Source organism: Stenotrophomonas sp. STEN022, from assembly GCF_056760155.1.
The window spans coordinates 21,012-42,783 of the sequence record NZ_JBRREG010000025.1 but is presented as its reverse complement, the minus strand read 5'-3'; the positions used below and the strand labels follow the sequence as shown (position 1 = coordinate 42,783).

At 62.4% G+C, this 21,772-nt stretch carries 12 protein-coding genes; 7 read left to right on the top strand and 5 right to left on the bottom strand.

Going from position 1 to position 21,772, the window contains the following annotated elements:
• Entirely contained in the window at positions 1–1,221 is a 1,221-nt protein-coding gene (locus tag ACVOMF_RS07565) for a multifunctional CCA addition/repair protein (protein WP_481508726.1), read from the top strand.
• A gap of 165 nt (positions 1,222–1,386) precedes the next feature.
• Here ACVOMF_RS07565 and ACVOMF_RS07560 read toward each other — a convergent pair whose 3' ends face one another.
• Genes ACVOMF_RS07560 through ACVOMF_RS07540 form a run of 5 tightly spaced genes read right to left on the bottom strand, consistent with a single transcriptional unit; the run spans position 1,387 to position 7,064 of the window.
• Positions 1,387–2,454 carry an acyltransferase family protein gene (locus ACVOMF_RS07560; RefSeq protein WP_481508725.1) on the bottom strand — a complete coding sequence of 356 codons (1,068 nt, stop codon included), beginning with the start codon at positions 2,452–2,454 and terminating at the stop codon, positions 1,387–1,389.
• 23 nt (positions 2,455–2,477) lie between these two features.
• The gene (nagA, locus tag ACVOMF_RS07555) at positions 2,478–3,620 is read right to left on the bottom strand and encodes an N-acetylglucosamine-6-phosphate deacetylase (RefSeq protein ID WP_481508724.1); all 1,143 of its coding nucleotides are present in this window, start codon (positions 3,618–3,620) and stop codon (positions 2,478–2,480) included.
• Complete coding sequence (locus ACVOMF_RS07550) at positions 3,620–4,648, bottom strand: SIS domain-containing protein (protein WP_481508723.1); 1,029 nt, start codon at positions 4,646–4,648, stop codon at positions 3,620–3,622. The genes nagA and ACVOMF_RS07550 overlap by 1 nt, the downstream gene beginning before the upstream one ends.
• Before the next feature lie 6 nt (positions 4,649–4,654).
• Positions 4,655–5,731: a LacI family DNA-binding transcriptional regulator gene (locus ACVOMF_RS07545; RefSeq protein ID WP_057627176.1), complete on the bottom strand. Its 1,077-nt coding sequence runs from the start codon at positions 5,729–5,731 to the stop codon at positions 4,655–4,657.
• A 43-nt stretch (positions 5,732–5,774) separates the two neighbouring features.
• Positions 5,775–7,064, bottom strand: coding sequence for a sugar MFS transporter (locus tag ACVOMF_RS07540; RefSeq protein ID WP_481508722.1), 1,290 nt, complete (start codon positions 7,062–7,064; stop codon positions 5,775–5,777).
• 369 nt (positions 7,065–7,433) lie between these two features.
• Here ACVOMF_RS07540 and ACVOMF_RS07535 point away from each other — a divergent pair, with 369 nt between their 5' ends.
• The 6 genes from ACVOMF_RS07535 to ACVOMF_RS07510 all read left to right on the top strand — a co-directional run bounded on the left by ACVOMF_RS07535 (position 7,434) and on the right by ACVOMF_RS07510 (position 21,719).
• The gene (locus ACVOMF_RS07535; RefSeq protein WP_481508721.1) at positions 7,434–8,453 is read left to right on the top strand and encodes a glucokinase family protein; all 1,020 of its coding nucleotides are present in this window, start codon (positions 7,434–7,436) and stop codon (positions 8,451–8,453) included.
• 93 nt (positions 8,454–8,546) lie between these two features.
• On the top strand, positions 8,547–11,207 hold the full coding sequence (locus tag ACVOMF_RS07530) for a TonB-dependent receptor (RefSeq protein WP_481508720.1): 2,661 nt from the start codon (positions 8,547–8,549) through the stop codon (positions 11,205–11,207).
• Positions 11,208–11,449: 242 nt separating this feature from the next.
• Positions 11,450–13,759 carry a beta-N-acetylhexosaminidase gene (locus ACVOMF_RS07525; RefSeq protein ID WP_481508719.1) on the top strand — a complete coding sequence of 770 codons (2,310 nt, stop codon included), beginning with the start codon at positions 11,450–11,452 and terminating at the stop codon, positions 13,757–13,759.
• Between the two features lie 490 nt (positions 13,760–14,249).
• Entirely contained in the window at positions 14,250–15,374 is a 1,125-nt protein-coding gene (gene glk, locus ACVOMF_RS07520; RefSeq protein ID WP_481508718.1) for a glucokinase, read from the top strand.
• A gap of 14 nt (positions 15,375–15,388) precedes the next feature.
• Positions 15,389–18,181, top strand: coding sequence for a TonB-dependent receptor (locus ACVOMF_RS07515; RefSeq protein WP_481508717.1), 2,793 nt, complete (start codon positions 15,389–15,391; stop codon positions 18,179–18,181).
• 715 nt (positions 18,182–18,896) lie between these two features.
• Positions 18,897–21,719, top strand: a complete 2,823-nt coding sequence (locus tag ACVOMF_RS07510; RefSeq protein ID WP_481508716.1) for a TonB-dependent receptor — start codon at positions 18,897–18,899, stop codon at positions 21,717–21,719.
• Positions 21,720–21,772 lie beyond the last annotated feature (53 nt).

The following is a 21,772-nucleotide window of genomic DNA, read 5'->3' as shown; positions in this document are numbered from 1 at the left end:
ATGAAGACTTATCTCGTCGGCGGCGCTGTCCGCGATTCCCTGCTCGGCCTGCAGGCCGGTGACCGTGACTGGGTGGTGGTCGGTGCCACGCAAGCGCAGATGGAAGCGGACGGCTTCAAGGCCGTGGGCAAGGATTTCCCGGTATTCCTGCATCCGCTGACCGGTGAGGAATACGCATTGGCGCGCACCGAACGCAAATCCGGCCACGGTTATCGTGGCTTCGTGGTCGATGCCGATCCTTCGGTGTCGCTGGAAGAAGATCTGCAACGCCGCGACTTCACCATCAATGCGATTGCCCGCGATGAGGAAACCGGCGAGCTGGTCGATCCATGGGGCGGTGTGCGCGACATCGAGCAACGCATACTGCGCCATGTCGGCCCGGCCTTTGTCGAAGACCCGTTGCGGGTGCTGCGTGCGGCACGCTTCATGGCCCGCTTCGCCCCCTTGGGCTTCACCCTGGCACCGGAAACCGCCGCATTGATGCGCGATATGGCAACCAGCGGTGAACTCGATGCTTTGGTGCCGGAACGCATCTGGCAGGAACTGCGTCGCAGCCTGACCATGAAACAACCCTCCGCCTTCCTGCGTTGCCTGCATGACACCGGCGCGTTGGCGGTGATCCTGCCGGAAATAGATGCGCTGTACGGCGTACCGCAACGCGCCGAGTTCCACCCGGAAGTGGATACCGGCGTACACCAGGAAATGGTCAGCGACATGGCTGCGCAGCTGGCGCCGGGCGACGACCTGATCGGCTTCGCCGCCCTCACCCATGATCTGGGCAAGGCATTGACCCCGACCGACGAACTGCCGCGCCACATCATGCACGAGCAGCGCGGCCTGAAGCCGCTGGCCAAACTCTGCGAGCGCCTGAAGGTTCCACTCGACCATCGCCAATTGGCGGAAGCGGTCTGCCGCGAACACCTCAACGTGCATCGCATCGACGAACTGCGCGATGCCACCGTGCTTGAGCTGATCCAACGCTGCGACGGTTTCCGTCGCCCCGAACGCATCGCACAGATGGCCCTGGTCTGCGAATGCGACAAACGCGGCAGGCTCGGCTTCGAAGACAGCGACTACCCACAGCGCGCCACCCTGCAGCGCCTGCATGCGGCTGCGCTGGCGATCAATGCACGCGACATCGCTACCGAAGGCCTGCAAGGCCCAGCTATCGGTGAAGCCTTGAAGAAGGCGCGTATCAAGGCAATCAGCGCGGCGCGGTGATTGCCAGACGCTGTCGCGACCCTTTGCCGTTGTGGTAGCGGCGTAAGCCGCGAAGCTGATGGTGCATCGCCAACAGCAGCAACTGCAATTGCGCAATCTGCTGCTGCCTTTCGAATTGGTGGCTTCGCGGCTTAAGCCGCTCCCACAAACCTGCAAACGGCGGCTTCAGATCTTCAGATAGACTTTTCGGCGATCCATCCATGCCATCGGCAACCACCAGATCGCCACGAAACTCATGGCCATCACCAGCGAGGCGAACTGCGCGCCTCCCAGCGGAGTCAGCCAGCGGTTGAACAGCTGCTCCCACAGCCAGTTCCAGCTGCCGGTGGCCATCATCGCCAACACCATCGCCGAGGAGCCGGCATAGGCGGTGATCGCGTTGACACCGAAACGGCGCCCGAGCGCGGGCCAGTGCCGACAATCGATCAGGATGTGCGCCAGCCACAACCCCGCAAATGCCCAACCGCCCGTCCACAGCACATACGACGAGGTCCACAGGTTCTTGTTCAAGGGCAGCCACAGCGCCCACAGGCCGCCGGCAATCAACAGCAACACAGCAGCAGGCAGCAATCGCCAAGGGCGCTGCCGCAACAATGCACCGGCACGCAGGCCGAGCAAGGTCGAGGCAAGTGCACCCAGCGTGGACACCATGCCTTCCGGATCATGGCCATGACCTGTGACCGGATCGTACTGATACAGCAGCGCCCCAAACAACGCGGTATCCACACGACTGCTGAGATTGAGCCAGGGCGCCAACGATCCACCCGCCACCAATAGCGCAGCGTAGCCGGTCAACAACACGCCGATGCACAGCCACTGCAAGCGCGGCTTCAGCCAGATCGCCGCCATGCCAGCAAGCGCGAAGCATAGGCCAATGCGTTGCAGCACGCCCCATGGCCGGTAGTGCGCCAGGTCCAGCCACCACCAGGCAAGGAAGTGCAGCAGCAGGCCCAAACCGAGGATGCGCCCGGCGCGGATCAACACCGTGCGCGTCAATGCACCACGATCAGCGCCCTGCTCCACCCGCGGTACCACGCCCAGCGCGATGGACACGCCGACGATCACCAGGAAGAACGGGAACACCAGATCGGTCGGCGTGCAGCCATTCCATTCCGAGTGCAGCAGCGGCGCGTAGACGTGGCTCCAGCTGCCAGGGTTGTTGACCAGCAGCATGGCCGCGACGGTGATGCCACGCAGGGCATCCACCGAGGCATAACGGATGGATTTATTCATGGGCGCTGCTCACAAGCCGGAACTCAGTCGCGCTGACCGGCAATCCAGGTACCCTGCACCTGCAGGTCGCTATCCAGCAGGACGAAGTCGGCCTGGTAGCCGACTGCTATCTGCCCGTAACGATCATCCAGGCCCAGGAACTGCGCCGGATACGTCGATGCCATGCGCGAGGCTTCGGCCAGCGAGAGACCCAACAAACCAACGGTATTGCGTACCGCAGTGATCATGTCCAGGGCCGAGCCGGCCAAGGCGCCAGCGGCATTGCGAACCACGCCATCAACGGCGGTGATGGTTTCGCCATACAACTCGAACGCCGGATTGTCCGAGCCGACCATCGGCATTGCATCGGTGACCAGGAATACCTTGCCGCGCGGCTTGGCCGCCAGCGCCACGCGCAGGCTGGCCGGGTGTACGTGCACGCCATCAACGATGACACCGCACCAGCTATCGGCATCTTCCAAGGCCGCGCCCACCGCGCCGGGATCGCGCCCCTGCAGCGGCGACATCGCGTTGTACAGATGGGTGAAACCGGTGATGCCTGCATCAAGCCCGGCGCGGATTTCGTCGTAGGTACCAGCGGTATGACCGGCAGCAACGATGGCGCCGTTGGCGACCATCTGCTGGATCGTTGCCAGCGGCACCCGCTCTGGTGCCAGGGTAATCAGGGTGACGCCGTTGTCCAGCGCCGTCGCCATGCGCACTTCATCGGCATCCGGCACGCGGAACTTGCCCGCATCGTGTGTGCCCTTGCGCGCCGGTGCGATATACGGGCCTTCCAGATGGATGCCGAGCACGCCCGGCACCTTGCTGGCGATTGCCTCGCGCGTCGCCTGCACCGCGCGCGCCATTACCTCGGCATCGTCGCTGATCAGGGTCGGCAGCATGCCGGTGGTGCCGTAGCGGCGATGCCCAGCCACCATCGTGCGCAGCGCATCGACGTCGGTCTGGTTGTTGAACAGCGCGCCACCACCACCATTGACCTGGGCATCAATGAAACCGGGCAGCAGCCAGCCGCCGCCCAGGTCCACCTGCGCATCGGCCGCGGCAACCGCCGGGTCGTCGCTGGTGACGACCGCAGTGATGCGGCCGTCTTCGATCAATACCGCGACATCGTCACGGAAGTTCTCACCGGCAAGTACCCGGCCATTGCGCAGCGCGGTTTTCATCAGACCGTTTCCGTCACCTTGTTGAGGTGCGGCGGCAGGTCCGGGTTGTTGCCACGGCGCAGCGCAAGCGCGTTGATCGCGCGGTAGAAACTCTGGATGGTCAGCAACGGGGCGCACAGCGGGTGCGGTGCAGTGGCGGTCGGCAGGTTGCCGCCTTCGCCGGTCAGCCACACCTGCGCGCCGCGTGCGGCGAACTCTTCGGCCACGGCACGGGTGCCGGCGCCGGTTTCGTCGGGCTGTGCGAAGGCCAGCACCGGGAAATCGCGGCCGACCAGCGCCATCGGGCCGTGCTTCACTTCGGCCGAGCTATAGCCTTCGGCGTGCAGGCCGCAGGTTTCCTTGAACTTCAGCGCGGCTTCCTGTGCGGCAGCCAGGCCGGGACCACGGCCGAGCACGAACAGGTTGTGCGCATCAACCAGACCATCGGTCACCGCCGTCCAGTCGCATGCCCATGCCTCGGACATCGCGGCCGGCAGTGCATCCAGGGCGGCGATCAGTGCAGGATCGTTCTTCCAGTACGCGCCTAGCTGAAGGATCGCAGCCAGCGACGCCAGATAGCTCTTGGTCGCAGCGACACTGCGCTCGGCGCCGGCACCCAGCGGAATGACGGTTTCGGCCAGCAGTGCCAGCGGCGAATCCTCGACATTGACCAGTGCCACCACGCGCGCGCCGGCAGCCTTGGCAGCCTCGGCATTGCGCAGCAGATCCGGGCTCTTGCCCGACTGCGAAATCACGATATACAGCGCGCCGCGCAGCTGCAGCGGCGCTTCATAGACCGAGCCCACCGACGGCGATGCCGAGGCGGTCACCAGCCCGAGCTGGGTCTCGAACAGGTACTTGGCATAGGTTGCCGCGTGATCGGAACTGCCACGGGCGCAGGTGACAACGAACGGTGGCGGGTTCTGGCGCAGGTCGGCGGCCAGGGCCTGCACCACGTCGCGGTTGCGTGCGAACTGGGCGGCGATGACAGAGGCGCTTTCCGCGGCCTCGTTGAACATCAGGGTTTCGGTTTCACTCGGCAGTGCCATGGATCGTTACTCGGAGAGGTCGGGGGGAGATGAAGGAGGTCGCGACGGCTGCTGGCGCAGCGGTGCGGTGGAACCACGTACCACCAGCTGCGGTACGAAGCCCTGGTTCTGCAGCTGTGCCGGGCTGTCTTCGTAGGCATCGGTACGCAGCTGGCTGATCAGCAAACGCGCCGCGTGGCGGGCGATATCGCCGGTAGCCTGCTTGGCGGTGGTCAGCGCCGGCCACGACTGGCGCGAGAACGGGCTGTCCTCGAAACCGGCGATGGACAGGTCGTAAGGCACGTTCAAGCCGGCCGAATTGGCCGCAGCCAGCACGCCAGCGGCGATTTCGTCGTTGGAGCCGAAGATGGCGGTAGGCGGTTCACGCAGCGCCAGCAGGCGGCGCGCACCGCGGAAGCCATCGTCAAAGGTGTAGTCGCCCGGGATCACCAGGTGCTTGTCCAGCGGGATGCCATAGTCCTTCAGCGCCGCTTCGTAGCCGGCATAGCGCTCGCCACTGGAACGGTGCGAGGTGCCGCCCCACAGGAAGCCGATGCGCTGGTGGCCGAGCTGGATCAGGTGCTCGGTGATTTCGTAGGCAGCATCGCGGTCATCGACGAACACGCAGGGACCATCGCCCGGGTCTTCCGTGGCGGCGATGATGCGCACGGTCTTGATGCCGCGTGCATTGAGTGCGGCCACCAGCTCCGGGCGCTCGGACATCGGTGCGGTCAGCACCAGCCCGGCCAGGCGCGAACGCTGCACCCAATCAGCCAGTTCCTCGGCCAGCATCGGCGAGGTCGAATCGCAGGGATGGATCTGCAGGCCGAAGCCGGTTTCGCGGCAGGCCGACAACACGCCGTTCTGTACCCCGATGATGTGGTACGGATTGGGGTTGTCGTACACCAGCCCGATCACGAAGGTGGTGTTGCTGCGCAGGTTGCGCGCGGACGGATCGGGCTCATAGTCCAGCTCGGCCACCGCGCGCAGGACGCGCGCGCGGGTGGCCTGCATCACCGAAGGCTCGTTGTTGATCACCCGCGAGACGGTCTTCAAAGAGACCTTGGCACGCTCGGCGACATCCTTGATGGTGGGTCTACGCATTACCGGTTCCCGCGTTGGCTCGATTGCCGCCATGATGCTTGATTCAGGCGCCACGTGCCTTGCCCGCGTTATGACCAACGGTGCCGAAGTACAGGATGTACAGGTAGCAGGGGATCATCAGCGCGGCGAACACCAGCTGGAAGTGTTCCGGGTACGCATGCTTGAGCAGAGCGAAGGCCTGCGGGATGATCGCGCCACCGGCAATACCCATTACCAGCAGGGCCGAGCCGACCTGGGTGAAACGACCCAGGCCGCGGATCGCCAGCGGGAAGATCGCCGGCCACATCATGGCATTGGCAAAGCCCAGCGCGGCGACGAAGCCCACCGACACATAGCCATGGGTGAAGTAGGCACCCAGGGTGAAGATCACGCCCAGCACCGCCGACACCGCCAGGTACTTTTCCTGCGAGATGAAGCGCGGGATCACCAGCAGGCCGACCACGTAACCCACCAACATCGCGAACAGGGTGTAAGAGGTGAACAGCTTGGTCTTGTCGAGTGGCAGGCCAAAGGCATTACCGTAGGTACCGATCGCATCACCGGCCATCACTTCCACGCCGACGTAGACGAACAGGCACATCACGCCCAGCCACAGGTGCGGGAACTGGAAGATGCTGCGCTTGCTGGCCTTGCCATCATTGGCGCTGGCATTGGCCTGGTCCGGCTGCACTTCGGGCAGCGGCGAGAACAGCACACCCACCGCGACCAGCAGCAGCACACCAGCAATCACCATGTACGGTGTATGGATCTTGGCGGCGAAGGTGTTGAGCAGGTCAGCCTTGGTGGCAGCGTCTGCTGCCTGTACCTGGGTTTCCAGGTCGCCGATGCCGTGCAGCACGAAGGTACCGATCACCACCGGCGCAAGGATGCCGGCGATTTTGTTGCAGATGCCCATCAAGGCGATGCGCTGAGCAGCGCCCTCGATCGGGCCAAGGATGCTGATGTACGGATTGACCGCAGTCTGCAGCAAGGCCATGCCACCGCCGATCACGAACAGGCCGCTGAGTGCGCCGCCAAACCAACGCCGGGTGGCGAACTCACCAAACACCATCGCGCCGACCGCCATCACCGCCAGGCTCAGGGCCAGGCCTTTCTTCATGCCGGTGCGGCCGAGGATCCACGAGGCCGGCAGTGCCAGGAAGAAGTACGACAGATAGAACACCATCAGTACCAGGAAGGCAGACACCTCGTTCACGTCGAAGGCCAGCTTGACGAAGGTGATCAGCGGACCGTTGATCCAGGTACAGAAGCCGATGATGAAGAACAGCACGCCGACGATGGCGATGGACGACGCCATGCTGGTACGCGGCGTCGAGTCGGGAACAGCAGACATGGGCAAAGCTCCTGCGGATGCGGGAGACGGATCGAGGCCGTCGGGCGATTACGTGGGAACAACGTTGTCACATTTATTGTTTGCTGCGGACAAGTTTGTCAACAACGCAGCTCCGCAGGGTTATTCCGGCAACTCATCAGGAATGTCCCACAAGCCCGCAAGAATCAGGCTTTCAGCATAAAACCCCGCAAGTTCAGCGACTACACGCTATCGGATGCAACAAATGCAGGCGGCGCAAGGTTTGCGCAGACACGCTGCGGCGCAGCATCGAAAGTTTCAATTATTCGTTGACATCGTTGTCAGAACGATTACAGACTCGCCCCCCAATGATGCCCCTCCGGGCGCTCCGCCTCGCCATAGGGAAACCGAGTGACAGCTGTCGTCCCCCCACTGCAGACCACCCGCCTTGACCCCGCCTCCCGGCCCTTCTTCGCCGCCGACGTGGGTGGCACGCACGTCCGCGTCGGCCTGATCCGGGCGGCGGCAGCAAACGACCCCTCCATCGACGTACTGTCCTATCGCAAGTACCGCTGCGCGGACTATCCCAGTCTCAGCGCGATCCTGTCCGATTTCGCCAGCCACAATCCGCCGGTCGAACACTGCGTGATCGCCACCGCCGGCTACGCCTTGCCGGACGGCACGGTTATCTCGGCCAACCTGCCGTGGCCGCTGTCATCCACCCGCATCCGCGATGACCTGGGCTTTGCCGGCGTACATCTGGTCAATGATTTCGAAGCAGTCGCGCACGCTGCCGGTCACATCAACGCCAGCCAGGTGCTGCAGTTGACCGGCCCGGCCGAAGCCGAGCGTGGCCCAACCCTGGTGATCGGCCCGGGCACCGGCCTGGGCGCCGCAGTGTGGATCCCGGTCGGCAACCGCTCGGTGGTCCTGGCCACCGAAGCTGGTCAGGCCTCGTTGGCTGCGACCACCGAACTGGAAATGGCGGTGCTGCAGCAGATGCTGCAGGACCGTCCGCATGTGTCCATCGAACAGGCGCTGTCCGGCCCCGGCCTGCTCAATCTGTACAACGCGCTGTGCGCTGTGCGCGGGGTCGCGCCGGCACACACCACCCCCGATGCCGTCAGCGCCGCCGCCTGCGATGGCAGCGACCCGCTGGCCGTGGAAACCCTGCAGCTGTTCTGCGGAATCCTCGGTTCGACCATCGGCGACATGGCCCTGCTCTATGGCGTGCAGGGCGGCATCTATCTGGCTGGCGGCATCCTGCCGAAGATCAGCCAATTTCTTTTGAACAGCACCTTCGTCGAACGCTTCCTCAACAAGGGGCCAATGCGCAAGGCGCTGCAAAGCATTCCCGTGAAGCTGGTAGAGCACGGGCAACTGGGCGTCATCGGCGCCGCCAGTTGGTATCTGGAAAAGTCGGCCACGTAAGCCTTCAGCAGCATAAGCAACAGATCCACCAGCAGGACCCTGTAGTAACGCGGCACGCAGTGCCAATCAATCTTGATGTTGAGGAGAGACAACATGCATCGCAAGACCATGCTTTCGGCAGCTATCGTCAGCTGCCTCGCCTTCAGCGCACACGCGCAGGAAGCCGCAAAGACCGCCACCGACCTGGACACCGTGACCGTCACCGGTATCCGCGGCTCAATGGAAAAGTCGCTGGACACCAAGCGCGAAGCCAATGCCCGCGTTGAAGTTGTCACCGCCGAGGACGTCGGCAAGCTGCCTGCGCACAACGTTGCAGATACCCTGCAGCGCCTTCCGGGCGTGAACATCAGCTCGTCCAGCGCCGACGAAGGCGGCTTCGACGAAGCCGACCGCGTCAGCCTGCGCGGCACCAGCAACAGCCTGACCCAGACCTTGATCAATGGCCATACCGTCGGCTCGGCTGATTGGTTCGTACTGAGCCAGGGCAACAATGTCGGCCGCAGCGTCAGCTACAGCCTGCTGCCGTCGGAACTTGTCCGTTCGGTCGAGGTGTACAAGTCCTCGCAGGCAAAGCTGCAGGATGGCGGCACCACCGGCTCGATCAACATCATCACCCGTAAGCCGTTGGAGTTCTCCAAGCAGATCACCGCCGAAGCTTCGGTGGGTGCCGTGCGCTCGGAACAGGCCAAGTCCACCGATCCGCAGCTCTCGGGTCTGTTCAACTACAAGAATGACGCCGGCAACTTCGGCGTGATGGTGCAGGCTTTCAGCCAGAAGCGCGAACTGCGCCGCGAAGCACAGGAAATGCCGTCGGGCTGGGCTCGCATCAGTGCCAGCGATGCTGCCGGACAGGCTGATCCGTCTCTGGTCGGCGTGATGGTGCCGATCCTGGTCGGCTCGACCCTCTTCGAACAAACCCGCGAACGCAAGGGCGGCCTGCTGGCGCTGCAGTTCAAGCCGGCAGACAACCTGACCCTGGGCATCGAAGGCTTCAGCTCCAAGCTCGACGCCAACAACTACAACCGTAATTTCATGATGGGCCCGAAGTTCAGCGGCGCGCCGTTCGCTGCGAATCAGGTACCCACCAGCTATGTGGTCAAGAACGGCGTGATGACCCAAGCCACCTATGCAGGTGTGGCCGGGACCAACTACGCGGTCTACGACATGATCGCGCGCGAATCCACCGCCAAAACCAGCTACGTCACCCTCGATGCCGACTGGCAGGTCAATGACAACCTGACCGCCAAGTTCCAGGCCGGCAACACCAAGGGCACTGGCGACACCCCGCGCCAGTTCATCGCAGAAGTGAACCTTGCGAGCGGCGGCGGCGCCAGCTGGACCTCCCACGGCAACGGCTCACCGATGGACTGGAGCGTTGGCGGCGACATCAGCCCTGACGGTGTCACCGGTTTTGGCACCTGGGGTAACCAGCAGGTCAAGGCCGTCGACAAGGAAAAGTGGTTCAACGCCGACTTTACCCAGTACTTCAACGACGGCATGCTGAACAGCCTGGATTTCGGCCTGCGCTATGCCAAGCATGACCGCGAAGCGACTTCACCGGAAGGCGCGACGCCGGGTGCCATCTGGGCGGCATTGCAGAACTCACCGACGGTCGGTTTCCCGGGCGGTTTCGCAGGCTCCATTGGCGGCCAGTTCCCCCGCGACCTGTGGTACTACTCCTTCAGCACGCTGAAGAACGCCGTCATCAACAACTCCACCTGGCTCGCCGGCAATGATGGCCCGACTGGTCGCCACAACTACGGTGCCGAATGGAAGGTTGCCGAGAAGAACATGGCTGCTTACCTGCAGGCAAACTTCACCGGTGACGCTTGGAGCGGCAACTTTGGTCTGCGCTATGTAAGCATCGACCAGGACATCAACAGCTACGTCGCTGCAACCGTCAACCCGGATGTAAGCAGCCTGTTCGGTGCATGGAACCGCCTGAAGTACAACAACAAGCACAGCCGCCTGCTGCCCAGCGCCAACTTCAAGTTCGACCTGGCCGACGACCTGGTGCTTCGCTTCGCTGCTTCACAGACGCAGACCCTGCCCGATTACTCGGCACTGGGTAGTTCGGCCAGCGGTTCGGACGCCAGCCGCACCGGCGCAGGTGGCAACCCGAACCTGAAGCCGACCCTGTCCACCAACTTCGACGTCAACCTCGAGTGGTACTTCATGCCGCGCGGCCTGGTCTCGCTCGGTGCGTTCTCGATGAACATGAAGGACTACGTGTCCTTCGGCAGCGAGAACCGCATGCTGTACAGCGAGCTGACCAACCAGATGGAAAACTATCTGATTGCGATGCCGGTCAACGCCGACGCGCAGGTTCGTGGCTATGAGCTGGCATACCAGCAGCCGCTGGGCGAGAACTTTGGCCTGGATGCGAACTACACCTATTCGGATGGCAGCTCTTCCAGGGCGTGGAGCGATGGCACCCACAATCTGATCGGCAATTCGAAGGACACGTACAACATCGGCGTCTGGTTCGAAAACGAAATCTTCGGCGCGCGCGTGGGCTACACCTATCGTTCCGACTTCCTGATCGGCCCGAAGGGTGCAGACCCGTACTACCAGGATGCTTTCGGCACGCTTTCGGCCTCGGTCAGCTACAAGGCGACGGATTGGCTGAGCTTCAGCCTGGATGCTCTGAACCTCAACGATCCGACCTACAAGTACTACCAGAGCAAGGACATCCCGGCTGCGTTCTACAGCAACGGGCGCCAGTACTACTTGAACGCTCGCTTCAAGTTCTGATCCATCCCGGCAGGCAACATCGCCGGTTAGCGTGACCCGCCGGGCCTGGATCATTCCGGGCCCGGTTTTTTTTGCTTTCATGTAGTGCCGAGCCATGCTCGGTAATGCACGCAGCATCGACCATGGCCAATGCCGAGCATGGCTCGGCACTACAGATAAACCTTGCCGAGCTTGGCTCGGCACTACACAAGATGGATTCGGCACTACACACTGCCGCCCAAGCACAGACAGGAGCTCCGCCCATGACGAAGTCCTTCCACAAGCGCAGCCGCGCGCCGTGGCTCAGCAGTTGCGTATTGCTGGGCATGTCCGCCCTGCAGGTACAGGCTGCCGACACCACTTACGCCCCTTCGCTTGTCCCCCTGCCCGCCAGCTACCAGGCTGATGGCGGCAAGGACTTCGTGCTGCAGAGTTCCGCCCGCGTCGGTGGCAACGACGAGGCAGCGCGCCGCGCCGCCGCCCAATTCGTCACCCTGCTGAAGCAGAACGGCGGCCCGACCCTCGCCGTGGCCGACAACGCCAGCAAGGCGCAGATCCGCTTCCGCCTCGATCCTTCGGCGCTCAACACCGCCGAAGGCTATGCATTGAAGGTTTCCAACACCGGCATCGACATCAGCGCAGGTGATGATGTTGGCCTGTTCTACGGCGCGGTCACTGCCGCGCAGCTGCTGACCGGCAACACCCCCGGTCACGTTGCTGCTGCCACCATCAATGACACCCCACGCTTCCCATGGCGCGGCTTCATGCTCGATTCGGCACGCCACTTCCAGAGCATGGACGAGATCAAGAAGCTGCTCGATGCGATGGCGCAGCACAAGCTCAACACCTTCCACTGGCATCTCACCGATGACCAGGGCTGGCGCATGGAGATCAAGCGCTATCCGAAGCTGACCGAAGTCGGCAGCTGCCGCGTGCCGCTGGGTGATGCCGGACGCAACGCCGCCACCGGGCAGCCGCGTCAGTACTGCGGCTACTACACCCAGGAACAGATCCGCGAAATCATCGCCTACGCCGCCGAGCGCCACATCCAGGTGATCCCCGAGATCGACGTGCCCGGCCATGCCACCGCCGCCATCGTCGCCTACCCGGAACTGGGCACCACCGATCAGAAACTGGCCATCGACAACCAGTGGGGCGTTTTCCAGAACCTGTTCAACACCGAGGAAAGCACCTTCCAGTTCCTGGAGAACGTGCTGGAAGAAGTGATTGAAATGTTCCCGTCCAAGTACGTGCACGTCGGCGGCGACGAAGCGGTCAAGGACCAGTGGATCGCTTCCAAGCGCGTGCAGGAGCGCATGCGCGAGCTCGGCGCCAAGGATGAGATGGAAATGCAGAGCCATATCATCAAGCGCCTGGAGAAATTCCTGGAGCAGCACGACCGCCGCCTGATCGGTTGGGATGAAATCCTCGAAGGTGGCCTGCCGCCGGAAGCCACGGTGATGTCCTGGCGTGGCACCGAAGGCGGGCTCAAGGCCGCCAGCGAAGGCCACGACGTGGTGATGTCGCCGGTCACCCACATGTACATGGACTACCTGCAGACCGAGTCGCCGAACGAGCCACCGGGCCGTCCGACAACTATCACCCTGCAGAAGGCCTACGAATTCGAACCGGTACCGGCCGAACTTGCAGCCGACAAGCGGTCGCACATCCTTGGCCTGCAGGCCAACATGTTCAACGAACACACCCGCAACGACCAGAATCTGGAGCACAACCTGTTCCCTCGCCTGGCCGCGGTCGCCGAAACCGGTTGGAGCCCGCAGGACAAGCGCAACTTCGGCAACTTCCTGCAGCGCCTGCCGCAGCAGCTGCAGCGCTACCAGGCGATGAACATCGCCTATGCGAAGACGCCGTTCCAGGTCGACATGCAGGACAAGGGCGAACACCGCACCGGCGCGGTGCAGGTCAGCCTCAACAACCCGCTGGGCTACCCGGTGCATTACACGCTGGATGGCGGTGCAGTCACTGCCAGCTCACCGCTGTACACGCAGCCACTGCAGTTGAAGGTGCCGGTGCAGGTGCAGACCGCCGCGTTCTTCGACGGCAAGCCGTTGGCGACGGCCAGCACTTTCAAGCTGGATGCCGCCTCGCTGCTGGTTCGCGAGGACACCCAGCTCGGCCTGTGCCCGAATGGTGGCAAGTTGTTGCTGCGCCTGGAAGATGACGGCCCGGCCGAGGGCGAACGCGAAGTGTTCAACGTCAACATCTTCAACCCCTGCTGGTTGTGGAGCGATGTTGATCTGTCGGACATCAGCCGCATCAAGGTGCGTGCCGGCCGTATTCCGTACAACTTCCAGCTTGCCCACGACGAGCCGTCGCGCAAGTTCGCACCGGCGCGCACTGCCCATGGCGAAATGGAAATCCTGGCCAACTGCGAAGGCAAGCCGCTGGCCTCGGTGCCGCTGCCGGCCGAGCCGAATGCCGACGGCTTCCTCGAGCTGGACGCCAGCATCACCGCGCCGGCAACACGTGGCGACCTGTGCGTACGCTTCACCGGCGACACCCGCCCGAACATGTGGACGCTGGACTGGATCAAGCTCGAACCGGCCAAGTAATCCACACAGCAGTTTGATGTGAGCAGAAGGCCACCGTATGCGGTGGCCTTCTGCTATTTGCCGTCAGGCCCTTGGACATTCACGAATTCGGGGAGCGTTGCGGGAGCGGCGTAAGCCGCGAAGCCACTCACCCGACCGTCGGCAACAACCCTGCACATCGACTCACCGATGCCCACCGCCTTCCGCGGTGCCTGAAAGTCCTCAATTTCATTGCTGCCAGCTTCGCGGCTTGCGCCGCTCCCACAAGGACTTCTGGCGTGCCAAAAAATTTCACGAAGCGCAGGCATCCCCAGGGAATTCAAGACTTGATCCCTCTTGGATTTCACATGAAACAAAAATAACCACTGAAATCATTGATATATAAACAGAACCGCACTCATGGCAAGAGTGAAAATTTTTTGCACTGCGCCTTGACATCGTTGTCACGAAGCACGGACACTCCGCATGCCGCAACGCCAACAGGTGTCGCGCCAACTTCCAGGGGACGTGCGTGGTTGCCAGCCGGAATCCAACAGCCAAGCTGACCACTCCTACATCTGCCGCGCCGTTGCTGGCCGCAGATGTGGGCGGCACCCACGTCCGCGTTGGACTGGTACAGCCGGGCAGCAGCGCCAGCGCGCCCATGCAGTTGCTTGGCTATCGCCAATACCGCTGCGCCGACTATCCGGACCTGAGCAGCATCCTTGCCCAGTTCCCGGTAGACCGCGCCACCGTGCGCGAGTGCGCCATAGCCAGCGCTGGCTATGCGTTGCCCGATGGCACGGTGATCTCAGCCAATCTGCCTTGGCCACTGTCATGCAACCGCATCCGCGATGACCTCGGCTTCGCCGCGGTGCATCTGGTCAATGATTTCGAAGCTGTTGCCCATGCCGCCGCGCACATCGACGCCAGCGACGCATTGCAGCTGAGCGGCCCAAAGGCCGCCGCCGAAGGCCCTGTGCTGATCGTCGGCCCCGGCACCGGCCTGGGCGCGGCACTGTGGATCCCCAATGGCAACCGCTCGATGGTGCTGGCCACCGAAGCCGGCCAGGCCTCACTGAGCGCCAGCACCGCACTGGAAGTCGCCGTGCTGCAGCAGATGCTGCGCGGGCGCAGCCATGTCGCCATCGAACACGCCTTGTCCGGCCCGGGTCTGCTCAATCTGTACAACGCACTGTGCACCGTGCGCGACACCAGGCCCGTCCACACCACGCCCGATGCAATCAGCGCCGCTGCCTGTGATGGCAGCGATCCGCTGGCCGAACAAACGCTGCAGCTGTTCTGCGCGATTCTCGGCTCGACCATTGGCGACATGGCACTGCTGTACGGCGCCCAAGGTGGAATCTATCTGGCCGGCGGCATCCTGCCCAAGATCAGCCAGTTCCTTATCAACAGCAGCTTCGCCGAACGCTTCCTCAACAAGGGACCGATGCGCGAAGCGCTACAACGCATCCCCGTGAAGTTGGTAGAGCACGGGCAACTGGGCGTCATCGGCGCCGCCAGTTGGTATCTGGGACGCAGGGAAATCGATCCCAGCGCACCGCACTCGGCAGTAACGCAGGCGCATGCGGCAGCCCGCCCATGCACCGCTTCCAGCGACACAACATCCGGCCAGTTCGCCGGCATCCATCAATGATGAGGAGAGACATCATGAGGTACCGCAAGTCCGTACTATCCGCCGCCATCGTCACCTGCCTGAGCTTTTCCGCGCACGCGCAGGAAGCCAGCAAGGAAGCCACCGAGCTTGACCGCGTTGTAGTCACCGGCATCCGTGCCAGCCTGCAGCAGTCGCTGGAAACCAAGCGCAACGCCGATGCCATCGTCGACGTCATCAGCGCCGAGGACGTGGGCAAGTTCCCGGCCACCAACGTCGCCGAAGCGATGACCATCATCCCGGGCGTCACCATCGACCGCGCGTATGGCCAGGGCGAGAAGGTGTCCATCCTCGGCACCGACCCGGCCTTGAACCGCACCCTGCTCAATGGCCAGTCCATCGCTTCGGGCGACTGGAACATGTCCGACTTCCCGACCCGTACCTTCAACTACTCGTTGCTGGCGCCGGAACTGGTCGGCAAGGTCGAAGTATTCAAGTCGCCGGAAGCACGCCTGGATGAGGGCTCGATCGGCGGCACCGTCAACATCTCCACGCGCAAGCCGCTGGACATGCCGGAGAAGGTCAGCGTCAGCGGTCGCGTCAGCTACGGCCGCAACGATCGCGTGGACAAGACCGATCCGAGTGCCTCTGCCGCCTTCGGCTGGAAGAACCAGGCCGAGAACTTCGGCTTCATCCTCTCGGCACAGGCCAGCAACGAGAGCATCCGCCGTGACGGCATCGAGTCCTACGGCACCGTCACCGCCAAGAACTACCGCGATGGCGTCGACGGCGCTGCCGGCTCCGTCAACAACACTGGTCCCGACTGGTCGGTGCCTCCACTCCCCAATGGCCAACAGCCGCAGAAGCCCGGCACCTGCCAGGGTGCCTGCGCCGACGCCTTGAACGCCAACCCGAATGCAGTGGGCCCCAGCTCGATGAGCGCGCACTTCTTTGAACAGAAGCGCAAGCGCAACACCTATTCGGCCTCGCTGCAGTTCAAGCCGGTCGAGCAGCTGAACATCGAGTTCAATGCATTGAAGGTCGACGCGAACTTCGACCACATGGCGCAGTCCATGTTCGTCTGGCCGGGCAACACCTATGGCGGCCTGATGACGATGACCGATGTCACCATCAAGGACGGCTTGATTACCAGTGGCACGCACAAGAACGGCCGCGTGGCGTTCGATCTACAGAACCGCCGCGCCAAGGTCGAGTCGGAAACCTACGACATCAAGGCCGACTGGAACGATGAGCGCTGGTTCGCCTCCACCCATATTGGCCGCACCAAGGCCGAAGGTGGCCCGAAGCAGGTTTATGGCAGCTTCCTGGCCAACGCCGACTACACCTGGTCGATCGAGAATGGCCCGAACAAGCCGGGCAGCGTCACCTTCCACGGCAAGAACCCGTTCACCGATCCGGAGGCCTTCCGCATGGACGGCGGCTATGCCGATCCGTGGCACACCAACCCGCCGGCCCAAGGCAACTGGGCATCGGGCTGGGGCGGCAACCTGGTGGAAAAGCCGACCCTGGACAAGGAAACCTACGGCCAGCTGGACTTCGGCCTGAAGCTGGATTCACCGGTCTACCTGATCCGCGCAGGCTACAAGCAGCGCTCGCATGAGACCGGCCAGATCCAGCGCGGCGTGACGCTGGCATCGATCCAGGGCTATGGCGATGCCACCGCCTCGATGTTCAACCCGCGTCCACTGCCGGGCAACTATCTGAGCGGCTTCGGCGGCTATGGCGATCTCGCCGACCGCTTCACCATCGATGGCTGGGCTCTGGCCGACTACATCGCCAGCAACAAGTGGCTGGCACCGTGGCAGACCGCACCGGTTCCGACCACGCTGGGCAATGCGGAGTTCGCACGCAACACCTGGACCATCGAAGAAGACATCAAGGCCGCCTACGTGCAGGCCGACTTCAGCTTCGACCGCCTGCGCGGCAACATCGGCGTACGCTACGTACAGACCGAAGTGGGCAGCGGCGCCTGGATCTGCACCGTCAACAACCCCAAGGACTGCACGGCGGACAAGTACGAGTGGCGGGTCAAGCCGAGCAAGTACAACAACGCACTGCCCAACCTGAACCTGGTCTACGACGCCACCGACGAGCTGGTGCTGCGCTTCTCCGCAGCCAAGACCATGGCCCGTCCGGGCTACGCCGACGTGTCCAGCTACCTGTGGCTGTCCGATCAGCAGCAGACCGGCGGCGGCGGTAATCCGGACCTGAAGCCCTACCTGTCCACCAACCTGGACTTCTCGGCCGAGTGGTACTTCTCGCAGAACGCGATCCTGGCCGGTTCGCTGTTCTACCGTGACGTCTCCGACTACATCCTGATGGCAACCCGCCAGGAAACCCACTGGAACATCAACCAGGGCAAGGAGACCATCTATCGCGTTGATCGCCCGCAGAATGCCGGCGACGCCAAGATCAAGGGTGCATCCCTGGCGTGGCAGCAGAACTTCGGCATGGGCTTCGGCATCGTCGCCAACTACACGTACTCCGATGGCGAGGCCACCAATGGCCGTCCATTGCCGTACAACTCGAAGAACCAGTTCAACATTGCCCCGTTCTTCGAGAACGACAAGTTGGCAGCCCGCATCACCTACAACTGGCGCGACAAGTACTTCACCAACGTCAGTGGCGGCCGTGACCTGTGGACCATGGACTACACCTCGGTCGATGCCTCCATTTCCTACAAGATCACCGACAACCTGACCGTCGCCCTGGAAGGCATGAACCTGCTCGATGAGGAGTACCACTCCTACTCCGGCACCGAGCAGCTGCTGCGTGGCGCCTACCTGAGTGGCCGTCGCTACAACGCTTCGCTGCGCTTCGCCTTCTAAGCCGGCACCAACGCAGTACCGTTTCCGCTGTTCTTTCTCCTCCAGCGGGCCTGGGTTTTCCAGGCCCGCTTTTTTTTGCCGCGATACGCAACTCCAACAGCGCCCCCCCCAACCAGCACTGCAGCGACCATGCCCTTCAACCTGCGTGGATGGCACCACGCACGGCCTGCAAGCACCCCGCGCGATACTCGCATCACGCCGCAAACAGCTGCCGATAACCACGAAACAGAATCTGCATTACCAATGAATTGAATATAAACATAATTTTCAAACCTTAACGAATGCTGCACCAACAGGTTTCAAAAGGAATGAATAGATATTACTTTTCATTAAATTTATCCTTACAAAACAGGGCAAATCGCATGAAATAGAGATTTTCAACTCTCCAATTTTCGTGAAAATTATTTTTGCAAATTCGAAACAAATACACGCAAACTCCACCCCGAGCTGAACGACGGTAGTCACCCGCCCCACCCACCCATCGAGACATGACGTGGACAAGCAAGGCCGGCAGTACACCCGATCCACTTCCAACAGCGCCCGTTGTCGAGCGCTCTCTACTTTTGCTGCAACCGGCCCGCTTCTGCACTGACACCGCGTTCGACGTGGCCAGCCGTTGCGGCAGCCGCGATGTTTCTCCGCACGCCCGAAGGGATGCGGGATTCACTGGCCAGCAACATTTGCCGGCCATCCATCAGCAAAGGGAGAGAGACCTTTGAAACACCGCAAGTCACCGTTAACCGCCGCCATCGTCAGCTGTCTGGCGATCAGCTTTGCGGCCAGCGCACAGGAAGCGCAGCCGGATGCAACCGAACTGGATCGCGTCGTCGTCACCGGCATCCGTGCCAGCCTGCAGCAGTCACTCGAATCCAAGCGCAATGCCGACAGCATCGTCGACGTGATCACCGCCGAGGACGTGGGCAAGTTCCCGGCGACCAACGTCGCCGAAGCGATGACCATCATCCCGGGCGTCACCATCGACCGTGCCTACGGCCAGGGCGAGCGCGTCAGCATCCTCGGCGTCGATCCGGCCTTGAACCGCACTCTGCTCAACGGCCAGTCCATCGCTTCGGGCGACTGGAACATGTCGGATTTCCCGACCCGCACCTTCAACTACTCATTGCTGGCACCTGAGCTGGTTGGCAAGGTGGAAGTGTTCAAGTCACCGGAAGCACGCATGGACGAAGGCTCCATCGGTGGCACGGTGAATGTGTCCACCCGCAAGCCACTGGACATGCCCGAGCAGATCAGCATCACCGGGCGAATCAGCTACGCGCGCAACGATCGCGTCGAGAAGACTGACCCCAGCGCATCCGCTGCATTTGGCTGGAAGAACGCGGATGACACCTTCGGCTTCATCCTGTCGGCGCAGTCCAGCAACGAGAGCATCCGCCGTGACGGCATCGAGTCGTACAACACGGTACGTGCCAAGAACTATCGCGATGGTCTGGATGGCGTTGCCGGCTCGGTCAACAACACGGCGTTCGACTGGTCCAAACCCGCAAACCCGGATGGGTCGCAGCCGCGCCTGCCAGGCACCTGCCAAGGCGCGTGTGCCAACACGCTGAATGCAAATCCCGAAGCCATTGGCCCCAGCGCCATCAGCGCCCACTTCTTCGAGCAGGAGCGCAAGCGCAACACCTACTCGGCCTCGCTGCAGTTCAAGCCGATCGAGCAGCTGAACATCGAGTTGAATGGTTTGAAGGTCGATGCCAACTTCGATCACATGGCGCAGTCGATGTTCGCCTGGCCGGGCAATACCTACGGCAGCCTGATGACACTGACCGACGTCACCATCGAAGACGGCATCATCACCAGCGGCAAGCACAAGAACGGCCGTCTGACCTTCGACCTGCAGAACCGTCGCGCCAAGATCGAGTCCGAAACGTACGACATCAAGGTCGACTGGAACAGCGAACGCTGGTTTGCATCCACCCATGTCGGCAGCACCAAGGCTGAAGGCGGCCCCAAGCAGGTCTACGCCAGCTTCCTGGCCCACACCGACTATGAGTGGTCAATCGCCAACGGTCCCGGCACTCCCGCGACGCTGAATATCACTGGCAAAAATCCCTTCACCGACCCGAGCATGTTCCGCATGGACGGCGGCTATGCCAATCCGTGGCATACCGACGCGCCCACCCAGAACAACTGGCGTAGTGGCTGGGGCGGCAACCTGATTGAAAAGCCGACGCTGGACAAGGAAACCTACGGTCAGCTTGACTTCGGTTTCAAGCTTGATTCACCGATCTACCTGATCCGCGCCGGCTACAAACAGCGCTCACACGAAACCGGGCAGATCCAGCGTGGCGTGGTGTTGGACGCGATCTCGACCTACGGTGACGCAACGGCCGACATGTTCGACCCGCGCCCACTGCCGGGCAACTATCTGGATGGCTTCAGCGGCTACGGCGACCTCGGCAACCGCTTCACAATTGATGGTTGGAAGCTTGCCGATTACATCAGCAGCGACAAGTGGCTGGCGCCCTGGCAGAACAAGCCGGTGCCCACCACACTTGGCAATCTGGAGTTCGTACGCAATACCTGGACCATTGAGGAGGACATCAAGGCAGCCTACGTGCAGGCCGACTTCAGCTTTGACCGTCTGCGCGGCAATGTCGGCGTACGCTATGTCCGCACCGAGTCGGCCTCAAGCGCCTACGAATGCAACACCGGCCTGGCCAGCTGCACCCAACGCGAGTGGACCCAGGAGCGCATCGCGTCCTCGTTCGACTACGTAACCCGCAACAGCAAATACAACAGCGTCCTGCCCAACCTCAACTTGGTGTATGACGCCAGCGACGAACTGGTACTGCGCCTGTCCGCCGCCAAGACCATGGCACGCCCAGGCTACTCGGATCTGTCCAGCTACATGTGGCTGTCCGACCAGACCCTGACTGGTGCCGCCGGCAACCCGAACCTGAAGCCGTATCGCTCCAGCAACCTCGATTTCTCGGCAGAGTGGTACTTCAGCGAGGATGCCATTCTGGCCGGTTCGCTGTTCTATCGCGATGTTGCCGATTACATCGTCAACGTGGCCCAGGATGAAAGCCACTGGAACGACAACCAGCGCGACGAGGCCATCTACCGCGTCGATCGTCCGATCAACGGCGGCGATGCCAAGATCAAGGGCGCATCCCTGGCCTGGCAGCAGAACCTTGGTGCCGGCTTTGGCATCATCGCCAACTACACCTACTCCGATGGCGAAGCCACCAACGGTAGCCCACTGCCGTACAACTCGAAGAACCAGTTCAACATCAGTCCGTACTTCGAAAATGCCCGCCGGGCTCCACCCACCACCTACACCTGGCGCCACATGTACACCACCCCCATCAAGGGCAGCCTGGTGCTGTGGACGAGGGACTACCACTCGCGGTTTGCGTGGGTTACCAACATGGTCACCGACTACCTGAGCATTGGCCTGGAGGGCATGAACCTGCTCGATGAGCAGTACCACAGCTACTTCGGCAACGAGAAGCTGATCAATGGTGCCTACAAGAGTGGCCGTCGCTACATGGCGTCACTGCGCTTTGCCTTCTAAGTCGTAAAGCAACACAGCCTGGCGGGAGCAGACATCGCTCCCTCCAGACTCCT